The following is a 22,858-nucleotide window of genomic DNA, read 5'->3' as shown; positions in this document are numbered from 1 at the left end:
TAACCTCTATAAATCCATAATTCTTAATAATCGTTGATTGACTTTATCAGCGTCAAATTTTTCTTGAGCTATTTTATAACTCTCATGTCCCATTTTTGCAATTTGCTCAGGATGGTTTATAAAATAGATCATTTTTTCAGCCAAAGCTTGCGGATTCCACTTTTCGACTAAGAACCCATTTACCCCGTCTACAACGGTTTCGCGACAACCTGGAACATCTGTAGTAATAACTGCTCGTCCAATAGCCATTGCTTCTTGAGTGCTACGTGGTACCCCTTCACGGTAAGACGGCAATACAAAGACATGACTATTAACAATCCAGTCTTGTACATTATTGACATATCCAGGATAATTTATTATTTGTGTTGATATCAAATTATTCAATTCTGATTGATGTAGTGCACCCAAGTTAGAAGAATCAATTTCTCCTAAAACTGTGAATTGAGTTTTAGGATATTTCTCTTTTACCTTCTTAGCAGCTAACACAAAATCATGAATACCTTTTTCTTTAAGTAGACGACCAATAAATAAAAATTTAATAGGTAAATTATTACTAGATACGGGAGTATAAACATACTCATTAAGATCTAAACCAATACCTCCTAGAATTTCTACTTTTCTTACTTTTATCAAATATCTTTCTACTAAATCTACTTGATCATCAGGATTTAAAAAAATAAGTTTATCTAGTTTAGGTAACGCTATTTTGTAAAGGAAAACTTGAATATTTTTTATAATCTGTGTTTTTTTATTCAATCCATCAGGTTGATCAGTAAAGGCATAGCCTAATCCCTCCAGCATTCCTATGACTTGAGGTACCTTAGCTAGCTTAGCCGCTAGAGTACCAAAAATAACAGGTTTTACAAAATAGGAAAAAACAATGTCCGGTGCTATTTTTTTTATTTTTTTAGCTAGTAAATAAGTTGACTTTATATCTTTTAATGGGTTTAAGCCACCACGATTTAACTCATAAGTAACGGGTATAGCCCCTAAGGACTTAATTTCCTCTAAATCTTCTTCTACATATTCTGATGTAAAGGCATATATAATATAGTCTTTTTTACGTAAAGCCTGTATTAAATCTGCACGAAATCCTAAAAAGCTACTCGCTACCGTTCCTATCAGTATGATCTTCATCTTTTAATAATCCTTTAGATTTTCGTAGATAACTTTTAACTCTTAAAATATAGAAAAAACATATATATATAGCTAAATAGTTATACATTCTCAACCGAACAGCAGTACCCAAATTATCATTAGAAATCAGCCAAACACTTCCATAAATAATAAAGAAAATAAATAAAAATCGTAAGAAATTATCTGCTAAATTAATATTTTTTATCACATAGATTAGCGTAAGTAAGAAAGGTATAGTCTCAAGTAACAATAAAACGATAGCTAATGGATTGGTAATATACAATCCAAGCATTTGCCCTAGGAAACTTAGTATAAAATTAGGAATAAACATTATAGGATTGGAGAAATCTAAGCCTAAAGTAGATCCACCATTTCCTTCGTCAAAACCTGCACGGTATTCGGTAAGAAACTCAAAAGCGCCTACATAGTTTGCTGTAAAAAGAGCTATAAAGTATAGAATACCAAGAAATATAATTCTTTTTTTAGTAAACTTTATTTTCCATAACAGAAGAGATAATAAAAAGGCATAGCCCAAATACGGGCGTAGTCCTATCAAAAACCAACCAATTAGCACTGATAGTACGAATAGAAAAGAAAATTGTAGAAAGCTTGAACTATCTAATGATTTCTTAACTACTAAACATCCTATTAAAAAACTAAACAACATGAACACATCACGATATACATCCATTATGTAGAAATATATCGTTGGATATATTGAGCATAATAAAAAGCTATAAAGGTAATACTTTTGATTCTTTTTAAAATCTAAACCTGCAAGTTTATTAACTAATAAAGGAATAACAAATAGACTAAAAGATAAAAGAATATAGGATATCCCAACACGTGAATATAGACCAAAATCATTAAGGTACCTTAACATTACTGGCCAAGTATTTACCGCGACTTGTGAAAGCCCTTCAGCATATGCATTATAATAATCAGCATCACTACCACCTCCAATCCCAATATCTACAAATTGATTCTTTATTAAAATATATAAAATTAACTTTAAAAAAAATAGTATGACTATAATTAAAAAAATAGCGGTATTGGAGATTCTATTAAAAAATACATTATTATTTTTCATTATATATACCAATCCACTTGTCAGCTATAGAAATTAAAGAAAAGTTGTTCCAAACATGTTCTAAGTTTTTACGAATAATATCTTTTTTTATATTTTTATCAAGACTAAGTGCGTATTCTATTTTATCCGCTAAAGCTATAGAATCACATGGTGGCACCAAAAAATATGGAGAATTTAAAACTTCAGCAACTCCCCCACAATCTGTTGCAACGACTAAGCATTCACATGCCATTGCTTCTGCAACTACTAGACCAAAGCCTTCATACTTAGAAGCAAGAACAAACAAGTCTGCAGCACTCATAAGTTCAGATATATCGTTTCTTCTACCTAACAAAATTACCTCTTTCTCTAAACCTAGCTCGTTGATTATGCGCTCTAATAAGAATCTTAGTTCGCCATCACCGGCTATCGCTAGTTTAAATGAAAGCGATGTTTCTTTTTTTAAAATATGAACAGCTTTTAATAAACCTGGATAGTCTTTTGCCTCGTTGAATCGACCTACTGCTAAAATTATTTTAAAATCTTCACTAACGTTTAATTCTTTATTTAATTCTAATCTAGTATTTATAGAGCGTTTAAATTTACCTAAATCTATACCATTATATACCGTTCTCATTCCATTTTCTGGGACAGCACCCTTATCTACAAAAGCGAGTGTGGCCTCCTTACTTACGTTAGTAGTAGCATCTGCTAAACTATGCGTTATTCTATAAAGCAACATTCGTGCCCGACCACCTTCATTATTACTATGAGCAGTAGAGATTAATTTCCCCGTAGGTACTGCTAATCTAACCAAACGTGTTAATAAATTAGCATGTACCATATGTGAGTGAATAACATCTGGCCGATAGTTTTTAACTATTTTCACTAGATTCATATACGCGGGTATTAATGAGCTAAGATTGTTTAAATTGACTTTAATAAGCTCAATCTCTTCATGAAGAGGGTGCGTTAAAACTTCGCCTGTCAAATAGGCTATTTTTACCTCATTGCCTTTTTCATACATTTTATCAGCCAGATCACAAACGACACGTTCTGCGCCGCCTTGAGCCAATCCTGTGATAACATATAATATTTTCATTAATAGCCTATAAAATATTAACCCAAATTTTTGATATCTTATCTGTCGAAAATTCTAGAGATGATTTTTTTGCGTTACTACTTAATTGCAGATAGTCAAGTTCGTCTAGTTCTGTTACTTTGGAAAGTTTTTTAGCTAAATCCTCGACATTGCCATTCTCACTTAACCAGCCACTTTTTCCATCTTCAATCAAATCGCGTGGTCCACAGTCACAGTCAAAAGCAACGATAGGTAGACCAAAAGCTTGGGCTTCGAGCAGCACCATTCCAAAGCCTTCAAATCTTGAACTCAAGCAGTAGAATGAACTGGTCTTATAATATTGCTCAACTTTTTTAGTCGCCGGTACAAAATCAATACGACCAGAAATTTTTAACTTCCTAGCCTGAGTTTTTAACGACTCTTCATTCTCGCCACTACCCACTATACGCAATGTCCAATCATCGTTAGTCTGACATACCTGAGCCCAAGCTTCGATCAGAAAATCGAATCCCTTTTGATAGGTCAACCTACCCAACGCAAGTACGGTTTTAAACTCAAGACTAGGCGTATGTTCTATATTTTCATAGGGTGTAGGGTTTGCGATTGGGATAATTTCAGCTTTGATATTTTTTAAACCTTCTTCCCACAATTCTTTATCACGTTTGGTAAGCGTAACAATATAATCACAATGTTTTGCAGCCCACTTTCGGCCTAAATCTCGTGCCTTTACGCCTAGGTTAACGTTAAAATTAAAATGTTCCCAGCAAATATGATTCACTTCTAAACCATAGAGGGCAGGCACTGTAAACATACACGAGATACTATCCACTACAATGAGCGTATCGATTTTATTTTGTTGCACAAATTGACGTATCTTCCAAATCACTCCGATAAAATTCTTCTTAAAGGATATATTTTTAGAATATAAAGAGTAAGTTTGGATATCATTATCTAAAGCGAAAAAAGGACTCATTCCATCCGTAAGGCTTAGGATTGAAACATTAAAATTTTTTTTAACTAGTTTATCAGCAATTAAACTCGTTACTCTTTCGGTTCCACCACAATTATTAAGATCTCCTATCAGGAAACATATTTTCTTCATTTTTGTAATCCCAATTTAGTACGAGTTTTTTTCCTTAAGTCAAATAAGATAAAAAATAAATCTGGGCTTAATAACGATATCCTAAAGGCGTAAGAAACTATTCCTATTTTTTTTGTCTTCCAGGAACTAATGACATATTTACTGAATAACTCTTTGTCTTTTATAGAAATAGAACATTGATAAGCATACTCTAAAAGAATTTTTGCATATCTTTCTTTTATTTTAATTATCTCTTCGATAGAAAAATAGCTTTCGTCAATATTTTCATAAACAAATATAATCCTATCTCTTACAAATGAACTAACAAAGTTTTTTTCATAAGTTATTCCAACAAACTGTCTATAAACACCAAGCTTTTCCTTTAGAAAATAAATATCCCCTTGCTTTGCTTGTTCAATATGAAACTCTATATCTAATATTTTATTATCATCTATATAATCTTCAATTTTATTCACAAACATTTTAGATGAATGGATAAAAAGTGCATCAATTAAATACATGTCTAGTAATTTAAATTTTCTCTCATCGAATAATTTAAAAAACTCTTTCATGGGTTTACTATTAGAGTCTACTGCTTTCACATTATGTACACACATGGAGCAATCTGGATTCGACTCCAAAACATCAAACTGCTTTTGCAACTTATTAGGCAATGCCATATCATCGCCATCCACATGTGCAATATATTTGCCTCTGGCTTTTTTATAGACTTGCTTGATGTTTTCAACAGCTCCTACATTTTCCACATGAAAAATAGGAACGATCAAATCAGGATATTTCTCTACATATTGCTGTACGATCGCGCGCGTATTATCAGTGGAGCAGTCTTCACCAACAATAATCTCGAACTTAAAATTAGTTTGCTGGGTTACTAAGCTATCTAAGCACTCTGCAATATATTTTTCTTGGTTGTAAGTCACCACACATACTGACACTTGGATTTGGTTATTAATATTCATATGGCTCTCCTATAGATTTTTGCTTTGAATATATTTAGAACTCGAACAGAACTCAACATTGCAATCAGTACACTACAAAAACTGATAATAATAATTTTGAGCAAGATCAGTAAGCGGTCACCTGAATACTCTACCCATTGTGTTGATAATAATACAAAAATAGATACTGCTATTAAACTTGGTAAAAAGGTTTTAAACCATAGCAGATTAATATTGGGCTCGAGCTTTACGTGGACATAACTTACCCAAAATACTAAATACATCAGCTGCATTAAGAACCAAACCCAACCGGCGCCAATAGCCCCATAATGGGTCGCTGCCCAAACGACAGCAGGTACCAATATGACCACACTTACAATATTCCCTATCAAGTGATATTTTAAGTTACCCTTGGCATACTGTAAGTAGTAGGGAAAAGCGGCAAGTGCTAAAAGCGCATTACCTAATGCATATAACCGTAAAACTGGGCCGGCTTGATCTGCCAAAGCGATATCTCCAGTCCAAGCATATAGTACTGGTTTAGCTAAACCAGCCAGTACTATACCTGCGGTAACTACAATCACAGCAATAAATTGCGTTGCATTCAGATAGACTTGACGCATTTGCTCATATTGCTGCTCAGCATCTAAGCGCGCCATACGTGGCATAATCGGCGAACTGATTGGTGCACTAAGTTGTAATACCCCACCTGCTACTAATACTGCTAAAGTGAAGTACCCGTAATCAGCTAAAGGCAAAATACCAGATAGTACAAATTTATCCAGCTGGGTAAATAATACCCAAATTGAAGAAGTGAAAGCAATAGTCAAAGCAAAACTCAATAAAGGCTTAACTGGTTTTATAGACCACCCAATTGGATGCTGTGAAGGTAGCTTAGGTAATAACAAGTAGCTTTTTATCACTAAAATCAAGAATTCTAATAATGCTATAAGTAACTGAAAAACGAAAAAGCTTTTGACAGTAAAGCCAAAATAATACATGTATAGCAATACACCTGGGAACCTCAAAGTGGCAATAATACTATTGACCACACTTAACCAAACGATTTGCTCAAACCCAGATATTACGCCACGATATAAGCCAGTCATCCAGCGTAGGGCCACGCATATTGCCATAACTTGAAGACAAAATAAGACGTCTTTGATGCTTAAATTTTCTAATTTCAACCAATGCGCAGCGATATAATTATCTAATGAAAATAAAATACCACCGCCTATAATTGCAATTACTACGAATATTAAACTTAAGGCTCTAAATAATTGTCTAAAATTTAAAGCAGTTTCTATACCCGCATTATACTGCGCAGTTTGGCGGCTAATAGTGGGCGTTAGACCAAAATCAAGTAGGTTAAATAAGCCCTGTAGCATCGCAAAGAAACCCACTAAGCCGTATGCTTCTGCCCCCATATATTTTATATACAATGGCAAAATTGCAATACTAATAATAATTAAGTAAATTTGGCTAGTATAACTCGCTATAACGTTAAGCTTTAATGAAGGTCTTAACACTTAGTTATTCCAGTAGTCATTGTTTTCCATAAACTCATCATATTGCTGATGAGTCATACCAAGTAGAAATTGGTCATGGTATCTACCATTACGATAAACCGCTTCAGCTCTCCTACCTTCAATCTGAAATCCACATTTTTGAGTGGCAAAATCAAGAGATCTAATATTGTAGTCTATTATTTCTGCACCCATACGGTTTAACCCTAGCTCTTTAAATGCATACCGTATGATAGTCATTACTGCATCCAAAGCATATCCTTTGCCTCTAGTATCAACATCACCCAGCATAATCCCATGATCGGCACTTTTATTTTTCCAATCAATATCAGTTAGGCTGTACGTACCAATTAACCCAATATCATTAGCTTCTATAGCAAAAACTTGATTCTTCATATTACCGTGATCAATATTTTTAATATAGGCTTCAGTACTTAACTTAGAGTATGGAAAATGCCACCCTCCTAGACCATGCCAAAGTTCAGGGGAATTTGACCATTTTACTAAAAGGTCTAAATCATCTAGTTCTATAGCACGCAATATTACTAACTTACCTTTAATATTCATTATAAATACTCCTTGACTATATTTATTTGGATTTGCATTTCTTTTTGAAAATATCTTTGATCACATATTAAATGGGTAGTGTTTGAAATTAATCTATGCTCAAAACTACCGACTGTTACTCTCTCCAAGCTATCAAACCAGTAAGTAGGCGTAAACACTTTATTAATTATTAATTCTTTAGAGATTTTTTTATCTAATAATAATGGATAAGTTAAAGGCGATTCAATTTTATCAATATCTATATTTAGCTGATTTATTTTTCCTAATTGATCGTGCAAGAATGTAAAATTTTCCAACCTTTTTGATTTAATATTTTTGTAATCAAAGCAATCCATCAAATCTTGAGTAATTTTCGAAATATTTTTAGGTACGCAGTCATTTAGTGAATCTTCGTTTTTTTTAAAAACCTCATATGCCTGAGATGAATCTGACAAACGTCGTATAAATAGATGGTTATACTGCTGAATCATTTCTTCTATACTTCTACCATTGTAACTTGGAGTGGTAAGCGATTTACTAATTAGCAACCCACCTTCAGCTAAAGGTAAAAACTTTCTCAAAGAATATATAGTGCCAAAGCATTCAAAAGGCTCAACAAAAAAAGCTTGTGAATGATCAAATATTATCTTTTTATTAGGGTAAATGCTCAGCAGTTTCTGTTGCACAGAGGTACACAATCCAAAATAGTTAACATAAAAAATATATTCATCTTCTCCCAAATAGCTTGGTATTTTTGGATAGAATTCGTTATTTAAGTCATAATAATAGATTTTTATACCTAATATTAATAACGGCTCAATCATAGAGTTACAAATAAACTTAGGCATCCATATCTTTTTAATGTCACTCTGGCTTAATAAGTCAAAGAAAGCTGAGCGCGCAGAATTATATTTTTTTGCTTGAGGATAAGGAAACTGTCCAAGGTTAGGTAGATCAAATTCAAAATACCCTCCAATTCCTCCATCACTTGACAGCAACATAGATATCTTGCTCCATATTATCTACCATTTCTAACATTACCTTCATCGATGGAAATTTGATAATCATAGTACCCAATGTATCGTGCGAGCCACTAAATTTTCTTACCTTATCTCCCGGCTTAACTTGAATATCTTGCTCTACGATATATTGCTTTACTCTATCTGACAGCCATATTTCTTTGAACACACCATCTTCACGCGCATGTACGATATAGCTTGACCAATATCCATTCGATTTCTGTTCATTTTTTTCATTAAACTTTATGCCAATAGCTTCATCTACTGTCGCAGCAATAGTATCTATATCTGAAGCATACTTGATAACTTGCGGAATTAGATTCCCACCATTTCTTGGCCCAATTTCAATAACCCAAACCTCACCATTTGTATCAACGACAAACTCAACATTAAAGGCGCCTGTCTCAAAACCTAGCTTTTTTAGAATTGCCTCAATTTCGTTTTTTGCTTTTTGTTGTAATTCATAATCCAATATAGAAGGAAAACTAATAGCAATAGGCGCATAGGGATGACATAGGGTATCTTGATGTTGATTACCCCACAGCCAGAAAGCTATTTTCCCACGACTCATAAAGACATCACTGTCTACTTGATATCCGCTCCTTGGTATTACCTCTTCCACAACCACTTTCTTTTCACGGGAAAAAGAGAGTGCATACTCAAAAGCATTGTCAAAGTCTTCATAATTTTGTATGTGTGTAACACCTTTACTACCTGAAGAGTCGATAGGTTTTATGAACGCAGGGACACCAATTTTATTTAACCAACGACGTGCTTCTTCTAGTTCATAAAATGACTTTGAACTTGGAACATTGAATCCATTTTCTGCGAGAAAAGCTCTAAAATAATCTTTGCGTGCAAGTATCTCTACCGATGCATAAGGATTACCTGGCAGCCCCATTTTTTCAGCTACATAAGCTGCTGTGGGCGCTGCAGGATCAGAAGCATAAGCAACAATGCCATCTATTTTTAATTTTTGAGCAAGCGCCAACACTGCTTCTTTATCTGTCGTTGAAATATTATGGTATTCGTGAGCAAGTTTATGACCTGGATTTTCAGGTAGGTAATCACAAGTAATTACGTAATGACCTTGTTCTAAGGCATATTTAATTGGTGGTATTTGTGTTGGTGCTGCACCTAAGAAAAGAATTCGTTTAGTCATTATTAAATCCTACCTTTAATTATTTGTACAATTTTCTGAATATCACTACCCTCTAGAGCTGGATACATGGGTAAGCAAAGTACTTGTTCAGACAACAGCTTTGCATTTGGCGTGTCTGATTGGTATTGCTGATAAACACTTAATTCGGTCATGAGGGGATAGAAATATTTGCGTGCAAAAACATTGTGTTGCTTGAACTTTTCGAACAACTCGTCACGGCTTAGCGGATAAGGCTCAGATATTACAATTGGAAAATAGGCGTAGTTGTCTTTTTCTAAATTTTCTCGTTGAATACAGCGTATTCCATCTATGTCAGCTAGTAATTCACGGTAATAATGATCGACCTCTCCGCGGGCTTGCAGCGTTTGATCAATAGTTTTGAGTTGAAGCAAACCTAGCGCTGCATGGACTTCACTGAGCTTTCCATTCAGTGAGATATCATTAACTGTCGTTTCATCAACAATACCAAAGTTCTTTAATTGATCAATACGCTGTTTCATCTCCGCACTATGGCAAACAATGGCACCACCCTCAAAAGTATTGAAGACTTTGGTAGCATGAAAGCTAATAGTACTTAAATCCCCATAATTTAATAGGCTGTGGTTATTACATGTAACACCAAAAGCATGCGCCGCATCATAAACAAGTTTTAGCTTATGCTTTGTCGCTAGTACTTGTAGGGCTACTACATCACAAGGTATGCCATAACAATGTACTGGTAGAATAGCAACGGTGTCATCAGTGATGGCTTCTTCTACTTTTTTGGGATCAATATTTGAGGTAATGGGGTCAATATCTACAAAAACGGGGGTTAGATTATTCCAAACGATAGCGTGAGCTGTCGCCAAAAAGGTATAAGGTGTGGTAATGACTTCACCTGCTTTTAAATCTAAAGCTTGTAAGGCCGTTATGAGCGCAATTGTGCCGTTGTTAAATAACGAAATGTAATCGACATTAAGATAGTCACATAACTCTTGCTCTAGTTGTTGATGGAGTGGGCCGCCATTGGTTAGTATTTTTTTTGCCCAAATTTGCTCTAAATAAGGAATGAACTCTTTTAGATCTGGCAGGACAGGCTGAGTAACATAAATGGGATTACTCATATCTGATCTTCCACTAAAGAAATTAAATATTGACCATAGGAATTCTTACTCATACTTTTGCCAACGTCTAAGACTTGTTGTTTACTCAACCAGCCGTTGTTGAGTGCAATTTCCTCTAAACACGCCACTTTATAGCCTTGGCGTTTTTCAATAGTCTCTACAAACTGTGCTGCTTCTAGTAAACTTTCATGGGTACCCGTATCTAACCAAGCAAAACCTCGCCCTAGCAGTTCTACATTTAAGTCACCGCGTTCCATATACATCTGATTGATGGTGGTAATCTCAAGTTCACCGCGCTCAGAAGGTTTTACTTGTTTGGCCATTTGAATGACATCATTATCATAAAAGTATAAGCCAGTCACTGCGAAGTTAGATTTAGGCTGTTTTGGTTTTTCCTCTATTGAAATTGCTCGTAGTTCTTCATCGAACTCAACCACCCCAAAACGCTCAGGATCTTTGACCTGATAACCAAAAACGGTTGCCCCTTTTTGACGATTGACTGCATGTTGCAACATGGTTGTAAACCTATGCCCGTAGAAAATATTATCACCCAAAACCAAACAAACATTACTATTGCCAATGAATTCTTCACCGATGATAAATGCTTGAGCCAAACCATCTGGACTTGGCTGAATGGCATAACTGAGCGTGATGCCAAACTCCGTGCCATCGCCAAGTAAACGCTGGAAGCCTTCGATATCGTCAGGTGTGCTAATGATTAACACATCACGAATACCGGCAAGCATAAGTACAGATAAAGGGTAATAAACCATAGGTTTATCATAGATGGGAAGCAATTGTTTAGACACACCTCTAGTAATTGGATATAACCGTGTCCCTGAACCACCTGCTAGAATGATACCTTTTGTGTCCATTATTCACTTACCCCTAATCTTTCCCGTTGATAACTACCGTCTTGTACTCGGCGGCACCACTCTAAATTATTTAAATACCAATTGACTGTTTTACGAATACCGGTCTCAAACGTCTCTTCTGGTGTCCAGCCCAAATCATTTGCAATCTTGCTGGCGTCAATCGCATAACGTAAGTCATGTCCTGGGCGGTCTGTTACGAAAGAGATTAATGAGTCATAGGGGACCGCATTAGCTTGAGGTTTTAGCTCATCTAGAATTTTGCAAATAACTCTGACCACTTCAATATTTTGTTTTTCGTTATGGCCGCCAATATTATAGGTTTCACCGATCACTCCTTTTGTCACTACTTTATATAAGGCCCGTGCATGATCTTCAACAAAGAGCCAATCACGAATCTGATCTCCCTTACCATAAATGGGCAGTGCTTTTCCATCCAAGGCATTCAAAATAACAAGAGGAATAAGTTTTTCAGGAAAGTGATAAGGACCATAGTTATTGGAGCAATTAGTTACCAACATAGGAAAACCATAAGTACGATACCAAGCACGAACCAGATGATCAGAGCTTGCTTTAGAAGCAGAATATGGCGAACTTGGCGCATAAGGAGTGGACTCAGTAAACAAATCTGTCGTTCCTTCTAAATCGCCATAAACTTCGTCGGTAGAGATATGATGAAACTTAAATTCAGATTTTTCTGCTTCGTTAAGACTGTGCCAGTATCTACGCGCAACCTCGAGTAACGTATAGGTACCGACGATATTGGTGGTAATAAATTCCGCTGGCCCGTCGATTGAACGATCCACATGCGATTCAGCAGCTAGGTGCATCACTAAGTTGGGTTTAAAGTTATCAAACGCTTCTTCCAACGCTTCTGTATCGCAGATATCAATTTTCTGAAACTCATATCTAGCGTTGTCTTCAATATCTATGAGCGATTCTAAGTTGCCGGCGTAGGTTAATTTATCAATATTTAAAACGGTATCATCGGTATTATTTATAATATGGCGTACCACAGCAGAACCGATAAAACCTGCACCACCAGTAATTAATATTCTCATAAAAACCTTATTTAACTTTTAATTTTGAATTAATCTACTAGGACATTCTTTTGATGTCTGATTCTGGGAAGTCACAACAGATAGACTGGCTTGTGAATTGCACTGTAATGTAGGTGCAGATCCTTCATGATAGCCCTCTACAAAGTATGTAAATTCCTGCTTGAGCCAATCAACATCATCTGATTGAGCTCTGTGGGTAAGCTGCGACAACATATTTTCAATATCCATTAATGGGAAGCTATGCTCTATCGCCTGCCGGATCAACGGATGATGAGTGGGCTCAACATTATCATCACCGATGATAAGTTCTTCATAGAGCTTTTCACCTGGTCTTAATCCCGTAACGACAATCTCCATATCACCATCGGGATTATTATCATCTTTTAGCTTACAACCTGTTAAGGAAATCATCCGCTTGGCAAGATCCACAATCTTTACAGGCTCTCCCATATCAAGAACAAACACTTCACCACCCTTTGCCATTGCGCCTGCCTGAATTACTAAACTTGCCGCTTCTGGGATGGTCATAAAATATCGTGTCACCTCTGAATGAGTCACCGTAATGGGGCCACCGTTCTCAATCTGCTTAGTGAATAAAGGGATGACAGAGCCAGATGAGCCTAATACATTGCCAAAGCGCACCATGCTAAAACAAGTTTTGCTATTCACTTGGCTGAGCCCCTGACATACCAGTTCAGCTAGGCGCTTGGAGGCCCCCATAATATTGGTGGGTCTGACCGCTTTGTCAGTAGAGATAAGTACAAAGGTCTCAACTTTAGCCTGCATCGCCGCATAAGCACAATGATAAGTGCCTTTAGAGTTATTGATAACGCCCTCAAAAGGGTTGAACTCAACAATTGGCACATGCTTATAAGCAGCAGCGTGATATACCGTCTGTATACGATAGTTTTTAAATACTCTAAGTAGCTTGTCTTCATTGGTCACATTACCAATCATGCCAATGATCTCAATGTCTTCATAGGCATGATTAAGTGCTTGCTGGCTTTTGAGCTCTTGGTGGATAGCATATAAAGCGTATTCGCATAGCTCATAAAGTATCAAGCATTGAGGTTTATTTTTAATAATCTGGCGACACAATTCACTACCAATAGATCCACCAGCACCAGTAACCAGTATGTTTTTACCCTCGATGTTTTTGCTTAATAGCATGACATCAGGTTCGACTGTCTGCCGATCTAACACGTCTAATATGTCCACTGAACGCATATTACTAACAGTCACTTTTCCATCGGCAATCTCATGCAGGCTAGGCAACTGCTTAATCTTGACAGAAACTTCTGAGAAATTTTCAATAATCTGTCTGCGACGGGTTCGACTGATAGAAGGCATTGCCAAAAATACTTGCGAGACGGTTAGCTTGTCCACGAGTCCTATAGTCTCATCAGCAGCGTGAATTTTCTTACCCAGTAGATACCCGCCTGCCAGTTGTGAATTGTCATCCACGAAAGCGACTGTATGGTATTTATGAGAGCGTTCTAAGGCATCAAATAACTCTCTACCTGCTGAACCAGCACCATAAATAATGACGTTTTCTTGAGTATCGTTGTCTTTATGATGTTTATTTTTCCCCCCGTTACTACGCTCTAATATTTCTCGAATACTTAATCGACTGTTCCATAACCAAATAAAGAATAAAAATAAATATAAGATAGGAACCGAGCGTGGGATAGCAGAAAACATCTCAAAAGAGTGAACGATTTCATAGACGATGATGAGTACAATAAATAGCTGTAATACATTACGCATTACAGTGTCAGAAAATATTCTCGATACACCTCGATAGAAACCAATAACATATAATAAGATTACAGGGGGTAATGCAAAAAGACACAGCGTTAAAGGACTAACATGGTTAGCGATATAACCATATCTCAATGACAAGGCAAGAAACAGGCAGACCACTGACATTAAGAAATCGGCACCAATTAAAATGCTGTGCTTCGCTCCCCGTGGCAGGGACAACAACCGCCGAGCATTACGCTGGTACCAACTACCAGCGTTACTGGATACAGAATAAGTATTATTAAGCTCTGGCTTCATAGACATAAGACTCACCTGGTTATGTTATCGCTACTTACTATTGCCATAGGTGTAGGCATAGTTATAACTGTGCTTATCCAGCATCCCTTGCTGCATATCATTTAATACAATGCCATCTACCTCGACATTCGCTTTATTCATCTGTTTGATTGCATAAGCCAGCTGACCTTCCAATGAGTCGTTATATCTGGTCACCATCAGTACTTTGTCTGCATACTGCGCCAATATCACTGCATCTGTAGCAGCCAATATAGGTGGTGAGTTGATAAAGATATAGTCGTAGTGGGTAGTCAGCTCAGCCATCAATTTGCCAAACTTATTACTGGCCAGTAGTGAAGATGGATTAGATGGCCGCTCGCCGCAAGGGATCAGATCAATGTTATCTATATTGGTCGAGTGTGTAATGCTAGAAACCGTATTATTATCTGATGAAAAATAATCAGCGAGGCCGGTATCTTGTTCTACATTGAAGGTTTTGTGCATATCTCCTAAACGCATATCAGCATCGATAATGAGAATTTTCTTGTCTAGCTGAGAGAACACTTCTGCTAAATTGGCGCAGATGAATGATTTACCAACGTCTGGGCTTTCAGCGGTAAGGACAATGACTTGGCTAATTTGATCTACTTTGCCTTGATCGAGCATACCAAACATCAAGAACGTCCTGAGGCTTTTAATGGCTTCATAACTTAAGCTGTTGTGATCAACATATGACAGTAACTGATTAGTAGCGCGTTTGTTCTTGCTCAGATTTAGACTTCCAACCTGCCCTGCTTTCACCGGATTAGTAGCGCGTTTATTCTTGCTTAAGCGTATTAGCGATTTTGAGCGCGGAATCGTCGCGACTACCGGAACCCCCATTTTCGCTTCAAGACGCTCAGGGTCTGTGACAACGTTGCGCGTTAAACTTCTAAACAGTACTAGCAGCGTTCCTAGTATTCCGCCAATCAGCAGAGCCAGTAACCATATTAATAAACTTTTAGGAGCAACAATATTGAAGGTACTGATAGGTAAATCAACAATACGCGCGAAGCCAATTTGTCCGGCTTTTACAATTTTTAATTGCTCATAGTTTTTGAGCATGGTCAGATAGATTTCTTTATTAATATTGGCATCTTCTGATAGCTTCAAGAACTCTCTTTGTATCTCAGGTAGCCGCTCAACAGTATTACTTATCTCAGCTTGTCTAGCATTTAGGGTTCTAAGCTGATCATTGATCTGAATAACAAGCGGATGCTCTCCAGTATAATAAGTGGTCAGTTCCGCTTTCTTTAGTTTCAGCTCATTAATCTGAGCATCAATTTGATAGTTCTCTGTTACCAATAGTTCTGCTTCTTTGCCAATATCGATAGTGCCAGATTTTTCACGAAATTTATTATAGGCAGCCTCGGACATATCAAGTTTTTGCTTAAGTGCAGGAATTTGTGTTTCCATAAACTTAAGTGTTCTAGTGGTTTCTTCAGAGCCCCGAGATTGGTTTTGATCGATATAAGACAGAACAATCTCATTTAAGATTAAGCTGACTTGCTGCTGATTCGTGCCTTTCAAAGACAGCTTTATAATGCCTGTTGGCGCTAGCTTGCCCATTTCAGCTACAGTCAAAGACTTATTAATAGCATCGGTGGTGGTCTGTAGCGTCTGTTTGGTTATCTTAATAGGATGTTGATCAGTAGGTAGGTCGGTGACAATGATCTGAATCTCACCGGCAGTGGTTCTAAAGCTATTTAGTTGATTAAAACTGCCTTCGTAACGGTTGATGTCGTCACTGAGAACGAATCCTGTATCAGTTCGCATTAAAGTGAAAGTCTGATTCAAATACGCTTGAGGTACTACAAATTCGCTGATTCGTACTTGCCCATCTCTAGTTTTTAGAGATATTCCCTCTGGCGTATTTATCTGAGTGTTGATGCGGTCTTTTTGCAAGCGGCCTAGATATCCGATTATCGGATCACTCAACTGGATATCTAAATGCAGCAAATCGACAACTGGTTTTAGTACCATGCGCGATTTTATCAGCTCCGCCTCTGTTTGAGACTGGCTGGATATCGGCGCGACCAGCTGAGAGATGTTGGCACCAAGTGCCGATATACCTTGAGATTTGTTATCTTCAACTTGAATAAGGGCATCTGCTTCAAATATTGGGTTAACGTATCGGGTATATAGCATACCTACTATTAGGCCTAATATAGCTAACAGAACGATGACTTTCCAGCCACGTAATAGCGTTAGCATTAGAGCCGATAGATCAATTTCATCATTGCCTTGATCGACGGCAGTTTTTGGTAAACTCTGTGTATTGTTGCTCATAAATACCCGCTACTTAAATTCATCATTCTATTGATAAAGGCTCTCAATAATACCTTGTTTAGCCACTTCGAACGCTTACTGCTAATGCTGGTATGCTTCGGTTTAGAAACCTGAAATCGTACTAGCCGTAGCTGTAGATGGTAATATTAAACTGATGATACGATTCCAACGAGCTAAACCAGTTGGGTCGACATAGACAATGTCATTTGCCTGCATATCAAAACGATTCGCCAGAGCAAAGTTAGTCACGGTTTTCATATCAACATAATAAATATTAGTACGTTGTTCATTCAGATTGTCCCTGATAACATATACTTTGGCCGCATTGGCCGTATTAGGGTCTAGTCCTCTTGACTCGCCTAGCACATGAGCCAAACTAAGCCCTTGCTCCGGTATCGCTACCGGCTCAACCTTACCAAACTCACCTAAGACATAAACCTTGTTACGGCTTTGGCTATTGACATGAATCGAGTCGCCATTTTGTAAATAAATTTGATTGGCTGACGATCCTATTTCACGCAGTGATTGTAGACCCAGTGGATAGCTGATACCTTTGCGATTCAATACGATATTATCTGAGTCACCAGTCAATGTTGCCCCGCCTGCCATGGAAATTGCGCTATATAGTGAAACGGGTGCATCCGTAATAGCAAATTCACCTGGCTGTTTAACATCGCCATCGATAAAAAACTTATTACCACGATACTCAGTAATTTTCACTTGTGGGTCCGAGTACTTAAGATAGCGTTGCAGCTTGCTGCGCAAATTCGTAGTGAACTGTGGAACACTTATACCACTGGCTTTAATACGTCCAATTAATGGAAATTGGACATAGCCTTGCTGATCTACTGGAAAACCAGCAGTAGCTGCAGGCGTAATATCCGGATAACCAATGAGCATGATGCTCAGAACGTCTCCTTGGGCAATGCGATAGTCGGCTTTTCTAGATCCTTGGATTAAACGATTTATATCATTATTTGGAATAGCGACTTGCTTAGGAGGCAGAGTAAGTAGACTTAACGGTTGTACATTGAACTGTAAGCCATTAGCTGCAGTAAATGCGCCAATAGGAGGTAAATCTCCAGATTGAAGTCCAGGACTTATAGCTACACAGCCACTAAGCATACTAATAGACAATAAGCACGAAGCACTTATTAACGTAGCTGATTGACGTACAGAGACAAAATACTTATAGACCATAGTAGTCACTCAAAATTATATTCGGGAAAACGATTAAGTTACTTGTATATTCACAAATGTGAATTAATGGTTACTGAATATACACGCAAACTAAACACAGTGCAATATCTATAAATTTTTGCAATCGAAAAGTAATCAATCATTATATAGCATGGCTGTATGCCTTTATTTACAACACTTCTTATCAAGATTTAAGATATCTCAATCAACACAATAAAGCATCAAGAAACGGTATGGACGGTCTTTATACTGCTTTCAATGGTATAAAGTCATATATACTTTCTTACAAGAGACTGAATCAAGCACAAAATAGGTAGGAAATTTGTCAGCACTATCCACTGTCAAATAAAGAAATAATAGGTCTCTTTATTGAGAAAAAGTAGTTGAAAATCTGGCAAAAAACATACTAACAATAGATGTTTATTTAAGCTTTTTAGAAAAAAATAAAAACTTAAGTTCGCTTTTAATCAGGCAAGTAACCTTCGACCTGCTATAGAGGAAAAATATCAATTTGTGTGCTAAATATCTTAAAATAGCGTATAATCTCTCCCTGAAAATTCATACATTGCGAAATGTAAACCCAACCGACTCAAGGACATCATTATGAAAGATGAAAAATTGCAAAAAGCCCTCGCCCGTATGGGACTTGGCTCACGCCGCCAGATGGAAGAAGTGATTAAAGCGGGACGCGTATCCGTCAACAGTGGCCCGGCAACTATTGGCGATCGCGTTAGTCAAGGCGATGAGATTCGTGTTGATGGTCGTCAGATTAAATATACCGCTGAGAATGAAAAGCGTCGCCGCGTATTAGCGTATTACAAGCCTGAAGGTGAGGTTTGCTCCGCCAACGATCCAGAAGGTCGTCCAACGGTGTTTGAGCGTCTGCCTAAACTGACTCACGATCGTTGGGTCATGGTTGGGCGTTTGGATATCAACTCTACAGGCTTGTTATTATTTACTAACGATGGCGAGATGGCGCACCGTTTGATGCATCCCTCCAGTGAAGTTACTCGTGAGTACGCCGTACGCGTATTGGGTGACGTCACTCCAGATATGGCACGGGCGATGACTACAGGTGTCATGTTAGAAGATGGCTTGGCCAAGTTTGAGGACATCAAAGAAGGTGGTGGTGAGGGTGTCAATAAGTGGCATCACGTCAAACTACAAGAAGGCCGTAACCGCGAAGTGCGCCGTTTATTTGAGTCGCAAGGCCTAAAGGTTAGCCGTCTATTACGCACCAGCTATGGTAGCATTGCACTACCAAAAGAGTTGCGTACTGGTCGTTTTTTAGAGCTGGATAAAAAAGATATCAATACCCTAACTGACTTGGTTAGCTTACGTCCGCGCCATGGTACTGGGCTGCACGGCGCCGCTAAAGACAAGCAAGAACGTATTAAAAATAAGCCACTCAAAGCTCGCCGCAGTGATAGCACGCGTAGTCATAGCGCGAAACCTAAGAGCAGTGCAAGCCCTGCTAGTCGTGGTTCGCGTAATACCCGTGATCGTAACAACCAGCGTTAAATTAAAGGCCTAGCTGTCCTTTATAATAGTCTTACTGCAAGTTTAACAACCTTGCTTATAAAAAAACCGCCAATGATAACTTATCGTTGGCGGTTTTTTTATAGTATGCTATGGCGATCTAATGGTTTAATTTTTATGGCTATCTACATAACGTTTCATCACTCGCAGGTCTTGTAAATGCTGCGTCTCTATTTGCATTAATTCTGTATCAACGCGCCTCTCAATACTATCTAAGGCGTCCTGCAGTAATTGACCCGCTTCAATACATTGGGTTTTATTAGCCGTATTAACCTTTGGGTTATCGATGATATTTAGCAGATGATAGTGGCTAGCAAGCATCTCTGGAAGGCGAGCATACAGCAATTTATGTAATACAAATTGTGCTTCGTTAACTGCTGGCGTTATGTTTTGCGCTTGCCGAACCTGCTGGTAATTATAATAAGTGGCTACCTTTGCATCGATGCGCTGCAGTTGGCGCAGTTGCGAATCTGACAAACCACTAAGATGTTGCACATTTAAAGTAAGCTGTTGCCAAGTCATATCAGACAATAATAAAGGGGCGTTAGGGTCTTGGTAAGTGAGCACGCCTGGAGTGATACCGACCACTTTATGCAGCATTTGCCAGCCTTTTTTACCTAAATATAAGACGGTAATGGTAGCCGTTATGCCAATGCCTAGTAGTATGCTCATAGCTGCTGACCCTTTATCCGCTACCCCCTATTATCGACGCCTAACCTTTACTGTTATCAATATTAACGTTATCGCTAGAATGAATACTCGTAGAATGGAGCATCTCAACGTCAGATGAGGGGTTATCAAAACGCTGCTGTAAATAACGGTTGGTCACCAATAACTTTTGCCCATCTTGGTGATATGACGCATCAAGTAAGTCGTCAAACTGGGTATTAATGGTTCCAAGCACTTCTAATAGCGCTTCTTTACCCGTGACATCAGAGTTTTTAATTTTGGTATTGTCAGCGCGCGCACCTTCTAAATCATGTAAACGGCGGTAATCAGCTACCGCTTGCGGGATATGTTTATCCATTAAGTTTTGGATCATGATGTAGGTTTCGGTCACAGTATCAGTATCATCAATTTTACCGTCGTTATTGGTATCACCATAAATCACCCGCAGCTTCTCCCCTTTTTGGTTGATTTGAGCAAGTGATATTTTGACCGCTTCCGGTAGGCTCTTTTCAGGAATATAACCTAATTGTGGCATCGCTTTATATTCCAACATTTTAGGCGCCGTGACTTTTTTGATACCACGATAGCCCAAATATAACCCAGCTACTGGTAGTACACCGTACAACACAAACATCACTAACATCGCCGTTATTTGAGTCATTGTATGGTCCTTATTGTTCACTTATATAGAGACTTCATTATTTTTATAATTTTGGTTAAATTAAGGTTTTTTCTAGATAGTTACCTTTGATATTAAACAAAAAAATAAGGCCTTGTTAAAGCCCTATATTGTTATGCGACTTAGTATACAAGTCACCACTTGTGTTTAATGAGGTGATACCAAAATTAAATCAAGCTCAATTTTTAGTGCGGCTTTTAACATAACGATGTGTTGAGGCTAAGCGATTAAGTACCATTTGGTGCAGGTCATCTAATAATTCATCCAGCTCATAATCAATTTCTAAAAACAAATCAGTTAGCATCCCACCTGCCGTCATATTGCCCTGTACCGTATTGTTTTTAGTTCGATGGGGGCTGAAGCGCAATAGCTGTTCATAATGGTGCAGTGCCTCCGGAATACTCTCGGTTACCAGTTTATCAATGACAAATTGCCGTTCATTGTTCTGCTGTTGTTGCTGCTCGTTGAGCTCTTTGCTCCAGTCATGGTAACGTTTCAACTTACTGTTAATTCGGTCGAGAATTGCTACCGCTTCAATGGGCATAGCGTTTAAAGTGGCTTCATCGACCACATCGATAAGTTCAGTCATAATCGGGCAGCGTCCATGTTTGAGAGTCCATAAAGTATTGGGATCAAAAGGCGGGCGATTGGTCGGGCGCAGCTGCGCGCGATTGGCTAAGTAGCGATCGGTTAGCGGCGTTGGCGTACGGATATCACTCACTTGTGCTAATGCAGTACAAATACGGTCGACACGTTGAGGCGCCGTAAGCGGCGACTCGTCAGTACGTGCTTGCTTATCACTGACCCTGATATCGCCGTCACTACTAGCCTCGTTATTTACATTACTGTTTATACTACTGGCAGCAGCTTGCTTGGCATTTTTGGCAGCCGTCGTCGGCAGGTCATCTTGTGCTTGTCCAAATGACTTTAGCATTCTCGTCAAACTTATGACCATAACCTACTATGCTCCTCGCCTATTTATTCCATATTGCACGTACTCATTCAATAGCGTATCTTAACAGTTTTTTGCGTGTCTGCCAGTAAGCAAACGTCAATGTTCCTACTATCTAAAAAGCACATACTATGAATGTCACTGATTATTTTTCCGGCTTTCTACTTGGATTGTCACTGATTATTGCCATCGGTTCACAAAACGCTTTTGTCCTCAAACAAGGGCTTAAGCGTGAGCATATCTTTTTTATCTGTCTGTTTTGTGCCGTTAGTGATGCGTTATTAATATCGGCAGGTGTGGCAGGATTTGGCACAGTGACGACACGCTATCCACAGTTGGTCAATATAGCCAAGCTTGCTGGGGTGGTATTTTTGCTCGGTTATGGCTTACAAAGCTTATATGCCAGTATACGCCTATCGCATGCGCTGAGTGTCGAAGGCCAAGTAGTGACCAGCTTAAAAAAAGCGCTGCTATTATGTTTTGGTTTTACTTGGTTGAATCCGCACGTCTATTTAGATACCTTGGTACTGGTCGGTATGGTGTCGACAGGAGCAAGCAGCAAATTGCTGTTTACCAGTGGTGCCGTCAGTGCCTCGTTTTTATTCTTTTTTGCACTGGGTTATGGCTCGCAGCTACTCAGACCAATTTTTTCGAAACCAAAGGCTTGGAATATATTGGATGCACTGGTAGGCATACTAATGCTGTACTTAGCCTGGCATTTATATCAGAGCTAAAATAAACATAAGCATATAAAATGAAAAAACCAAACACGCCTAATTGACGTATTTGGTTTTAGTAGATCATCTCATTGATAGTAACCAAGGTAGCTATCAGC

General features: G+C 38.0%; 20 protein-coding genes. 2 read left to right on the top strand and 18 right to left on the bottom strand.

Annotation, left to right across the window (positions count from 1 at the left end; translation table 11 throughout):
* Window positions 1–6 precede the first annotated feature (6 nt).
* The 15 genes from AAEY88_RS06400 to AAEY88_RS06330 all read right to left on the bottom strand — a co-directional run bounded on the left by AAEY88_RS06400 (window position 7) and on the right by AAEY88_RS06330 (window position 18,184).
* Window positions 7–1,137 (bottom strand): glycosyltransferase family 4 protein, encoded by a 1,131-nt coding sequence (locus AAEY88_RS06400; RefSeq protein ID WP_350560621.1) that lies wholly within the window; start codon window positions 1,135–1,137, stop codon window positions 7–9.
* Window positions 1,103–2,227 (bottom strand): hypothetical protein, encoded by a 1,125-nt coding sequence (locus AAEY88_RS06395; protein WP_350560619.1) that lies wholly within the window; start codon window positions 2,225–2,227, stop codon window positions 1,103–1,105. The genes AAEY88_RS06400 and AAEY88_RS06395 overlap by 35 nt, the downstream gene beginning before the upstream one ends.
* A complete protein-coding gene (locus AAEY88_RS06390; RefSeq protein ID WP_350560617.1) occupies window positions 2,217–3,308 on the bottom strand; it encodes a glycosyltransferase in 1,092 nt (363 codons plus the stop codon). The genes AAEY88_RS06395 and AAEY88_RS06390 overlap by 11 nt, the downstream gene beginning before the upstream one ends.
* 7 nt (window positions 3,309–3,315) lie before the next feature.
* Window positions 3,316–4,389: a glycosyltransferase family 4 protein gene (locus AAEY88_RS06385; protein ID WP_350560615.1), complete on the bottom strand. Its 1,074-nt coding sequence runs from the start codon at window positions 4,387–4,389 to the stop codon at window positions 3,316–3,318.
* Window positions 4,386–5,348 (bottom strand): glycosyltransferase, encoded by a 963-nt coding sequence (locus AAEY88_RS06380; protein ID WP_350560613.1) that lies wholly within the window; start codon window positions 5,346–5,348, stop codon window positions 4,386–4,388. The genes AAEY88_RS06385 and AAEY88_RS06380 overlap by 4 nt, the downstream gene beginning before the upstream one ends.
* Window positions 5,345–6,856, bottom strand: coding sequence for an oligosaccharide flippase family protein (locus AAEY88_RS06375; protein WP_350560611.1), 1,512 nt, complete (start codon window positions 6,854–6,856; stop codon window positions 5,345–5,347). The genes AAEY88_RS06380 and AAEY88_RS06375 overlap by 4 nt, the downstream gene beginning before the upstream one ends.
* Window positions 6,857–7,420 carry a GNAT family protein gene (locus AAEY88_RS06370; protein WP_350560609.1) on the bottom strand — a complete coding sequence of 188 codons (564 nt, stop codon included), beginning with the start codon at window positions 7,418–7,420 and terminating at the stop codon, window positions 6,857–6,859. It abuts the gene before it with no gap.
* Complete coding sequence (locus tag AAEY88_RS06365; RefSeq protein ID WP_350560607.1) at window positions 7,420–8,400, bottom strand: hypothetical protein; 981 nt, start codon at window positions 8,398–8,400, stop codon at window positions 7,420–7,422. The genes AAEY88_RS06370 and AAEY88_RS06365 overlap by 1 nt, the downstream gene beginning before the upstream one ends.
* Complete coding sequence (locus AAEY88_RS06360; RefSeq protein WP_350560605.1) at window positions 8,384–9,580, bottom strand: ATP-grasp domain-containing protein; 1,197 nt, start codon at window positions 9,578–9,580, stop codon at window positions 8,384–8,386. The genes AAEY88_RS06365 and AAEY88_RS06360 overlap by 17 nt, the downstream gene beginning before the upstream one ends.
* Before the next feature lie 2 nt (window positions 9,581–9,582).
* Window positions 9,583–10,683, bottom strand: a complete 1,101-nt coding sequence (locus tag AAEY88_RS06355) for a DegT/DnrJ/EryC1/StrS family aminotransferase (protein WP_350560603.1) — start codon at window positions 10,681–10,683, stop codon at window positions 9,583–9,585.
* Window positions 10,680–11,558 (bottom strand): glucose-1-phosphate thymidylyltransferase RfbA, encoded by an 879-nt coding sequence (gene rfbA / locus AAEY88_RS06350; RefSeq protein WP_350560601.1) that lies wholly within the window; start codon window positions 11,556–11,558, stop codon window positions 10,680–10,682. Before rfbA ends, AAEY88_RS06355 begins: the two co-directional genes overlap by 4 nt.
* Window positions 11,558–12,616: a dTDP-glucose 4,6-dehydratase gene (rfbB, locus tag AAEY88_RS06345; RefSeq protein WP_350560599.1), complete on the bottom strand. Its 1,059-nt coding sequence runs from the start codon at window positions 12,614–12,616 to the stop codon at window positions 11,558–11,560. Before rfbB ends, rfbA begins: the two co-directional genes overlap by 1 nt.
* An 18-nt stretch (window positions 12,617–12,634) precedes the next feature.
* Complete coding sequence (locus tag AAEY88_RS06340; protein ID WP_350560597.1) at window positions 12,635–14,683, bottom strand: nucleoside-diphosphate sugar epimerase/dehydratase; 2,049 nt, start codon at window positions 14,681–14,683, stop codon at window positions 12,635–12,637.
* A 24-nt stretch (window positions 14,684–14,707) separates the two neighbouring features.
* Window positions 14,708–16,984: a polysaccharide biosynthesis tyrosine autokinase gene (locus AAEY88_RS06335; RefSeq protein ID WP_350560595.1), complete on the bottom strand. Its 2,277-nt coding sequence runs from the start codon at window positions 16,982–16,984 to the stop codon at window positions 14,708–14,710.
* Window positions 16,985–17,086: 102 nt separating this feature from the next.
* Window positions 17,087–18,184 (bottom strand): polysaccharide biosynthesis/export family protein, encoded by a 1,098-nt coding sequence (locus AAEY88_RS06330; protein ID WP_350560593.1) that lies wholly within the window; start codon window positions 18,182–18,184, stop codon window positions 17,087–17,089.
* A 603-nt stretch (window positions 18,185–18,787) separates the two neighbouring features.
* On the opposite strand from AAEY88_RS06330, the gene rluB reads away from it, so the two are divergent.
* A complete protein-coding gene (gene rluB, locus AAEY88_RS06325; RefSeq protein ID WP_350560591.1) occupies window positions 18,788–19,705 on the top strand; it encodes a 23S rRNA pseudouridine(2605) synthase RluB in 918 nt (305 codons plus the stop codon).
* A gap of 126 nt (window positions 19,706–19,831) precedes the next feature.
* On the opposite strand, the gene AAEY88_RS06320 is transcribed toward rluB, so the two are convergent.
* From AAEY88_RS06320 to AAEY88_RS06310, 3 genes are all read right to left on the bottom strand, one after another.
* The gene (locus AAEY88_RS06320; RefSeq protein ID WP_350560589.1) at window positions 19,832–20,395 is read right to left on the bottom strand and encodes a hypothetical protein; all 564 of its coding nucleotides are present in this window, start codon (window positions 20,393–20,395) and stop codon (window positions 19,832–19,834) included.
* Window positions 20,396–20,435: 40 nt separating this feature from the next.
* The gene (locus AAEY88_RS06315; RefSeq protein WP_350560587.1) at window positions 20,436–21,053 is read right to left on the bottom strand and encodes a hypothetical protein; all 618 of its coding nucleotides are present in this window, start codon (window positions 21,051–21,053) and stop codon (window positions 20,436–20,438) included.
* A 196-nt stretch (window positions 21,054–21,249) separates the two neighbouring features.
* Complete coding sequence (locus tag AAEY88_RS06310; RefSeq protein ID WP_350560585.1) at window positions 21,250–22,005, bottom strand: hypothetical protein; 756 nt, start codon at window positions 22,003–22,005, stop codon at window positions 21,250–21,252.
* 149 nt (window positions 22,006–22,154) lie between these two features.
* On the opposite strand from AAEY88_RS06310, the gene AAEY88_RS06305 reads away from it, so the two are divergent.
* The gene (locus AAEY88_RS06305) at window positions 22,155–22,757 is read left to right on the top strand and encodes a LysE/ArgO family amino acid transporter (RefSeq protein ID WP_350560583.1); all 603 of its coding nucleotides are present in this window, start codon (window positions 22,155–22,157) and stop codon (window positions 22,755–22,757) included.
* Window positions 22,758–22,858 lie beyond the last annotated feature (101 nt).

It is taken from the genome of Psychrobacter sp. CAL346-MNA-CIBAN-0220 (assembly GCF_040309805.1).
Taxonomy (GTDB): domain Bacteria; phylum Pseudomonadota; class Gammaproteobacteria; order Pseudomonadales; family Moraxellaceae; genus Psychrobacter.
Note: the sequence above shows the minus strand (reverse complement) of the source record. Positions and strands in the feature narration are given on the sequence as shown.

Coding starts and splice junctions, on each gene's coding strand:
- AAEY88_RS06400 (WP_350560621.1), bottom strand. CDS start 1,137: ATGAAGATCATACTGATAGGAACGGTAGCGAGTAGCTTTTTAGGATTT.
- AAEY88_RS06395 (WP_350560619.1), bottom strand. CDS start 2,227: ATGAAAAATAATAATGTATTTTTTAATAGAATCTCCAATACCGCTATT.
- AAEY88_RS06390 (WP_350560617.1), bottom strand. CDS start 3,308: ATGAAAATATTATATGTTATCACAGGATTGGCTCAAGGCGGCGCAGAA.
- AAEY88_RS06385 (WP_350560615.1), bottom strand. CDS start 4,389: ATGAAGAAAATATGTTTCCTGATAGGAGATCTTAATAATTGTGGTGGA.
- AAEY88_RS06380 (WP_350560613.1), bottom strand. CDS start 5,348: ATGAATATTAATAACCAAATCCAAGTGTCAGTATGTGTGGTGACTTAC.
- AAEY88_RS06370 (WP_350560609.1), bottom strand. CDS start 7,420: ATGAATATTAAAGGTAAGTTAGTAATATTGCGTGCTATAGAACTAGAT.
- AAEY88_RS06365 (WP_350560607.1), bottom strand. CDS start 8,400: ATGTTGCTGTCAAGTGATGGAGGAATTGGAGGGTATTTTGAATTTGAT.
- AAEY88_RS06360 (WP_350560605.1), bottom strand. CDS start 9,580: ATGACTAAACGAATTCTTTTCTTAGGTGCAGCACCAACACAAATACCA.
- AAEY88_RS06355 (WP_350560603.1), bottom strand. CDS start 10,683: ATGAGTAATCCCATTTATGTTACTCAGCCTGTCCTGCCAGATCTAAAA.
- rfbA (WP_350560601.1), bottom strand. CDS start 11,558: ATGGACACAAAAGGTATCATTCTAGCAGGTGGTTCAGGGACACGGTTA.
- rfbB (WP_350560599.1), bottom strand. CDS start 12,616: ATGAGAATATTAATTACTGGTGGTGCAGGTTTTATCGGTTCTGCTGTG.
- AAEY88_RS06340 (WP_350560597.1), bottom strand. CDS start 14,683: ATGTCTATGAAGCCAGAGCTTAATAATACTTATTCTGTATCCAGTAAC.
- AAEY88_RS06335 (WP_350560595.1), bottom strand. CDS start 16,984: ATGAGCAACAATACACAGAGTTTACCAAAAACTGCCGTCGATCAAGGC.
- AAEY88_RS06330 (WP_350560593.1), bottom strand. CDS start 18,184: ATGGTCTATAAGTATTTTGTCTCTGTACGTCAATCAGCTACGTTAATA.
- rluB (WP_350560591.1), top strand. CDS start 18,788: ATGAAAGATGAAAAATTGCAAAAAGCCCTCGCCCGTATGGGACTTGGC.
- AAEY88_RS06320 (WP_350560589.1), bottom strand. CDS start 20,395: ATGAGCATACTACTAGGCATTGGCATAACGGCTACCATTACCGTCTTA.
- AAEY88_RS06315 (WP_350560587.1), bottom strand. CDS start 21,053: ATGACTCAAATAACGGCGATGTTAGTGATGTTTGTGTTGTACGGTGTA.
- AAEY88_RS06310 (WP_350560585.1), bottom strand. CDS start 22,005: ATGCTAAAGTCATTTGGACAAGCACAAGATGACCTGCCGACGACGGCT.
- AAEY88_RS06305 (WP_350560583.1), top strand. CDS start 22,155: ATGAATGTCACTGATTATTTTTCCGGCTTTCTACTTGGATTGTCACTG.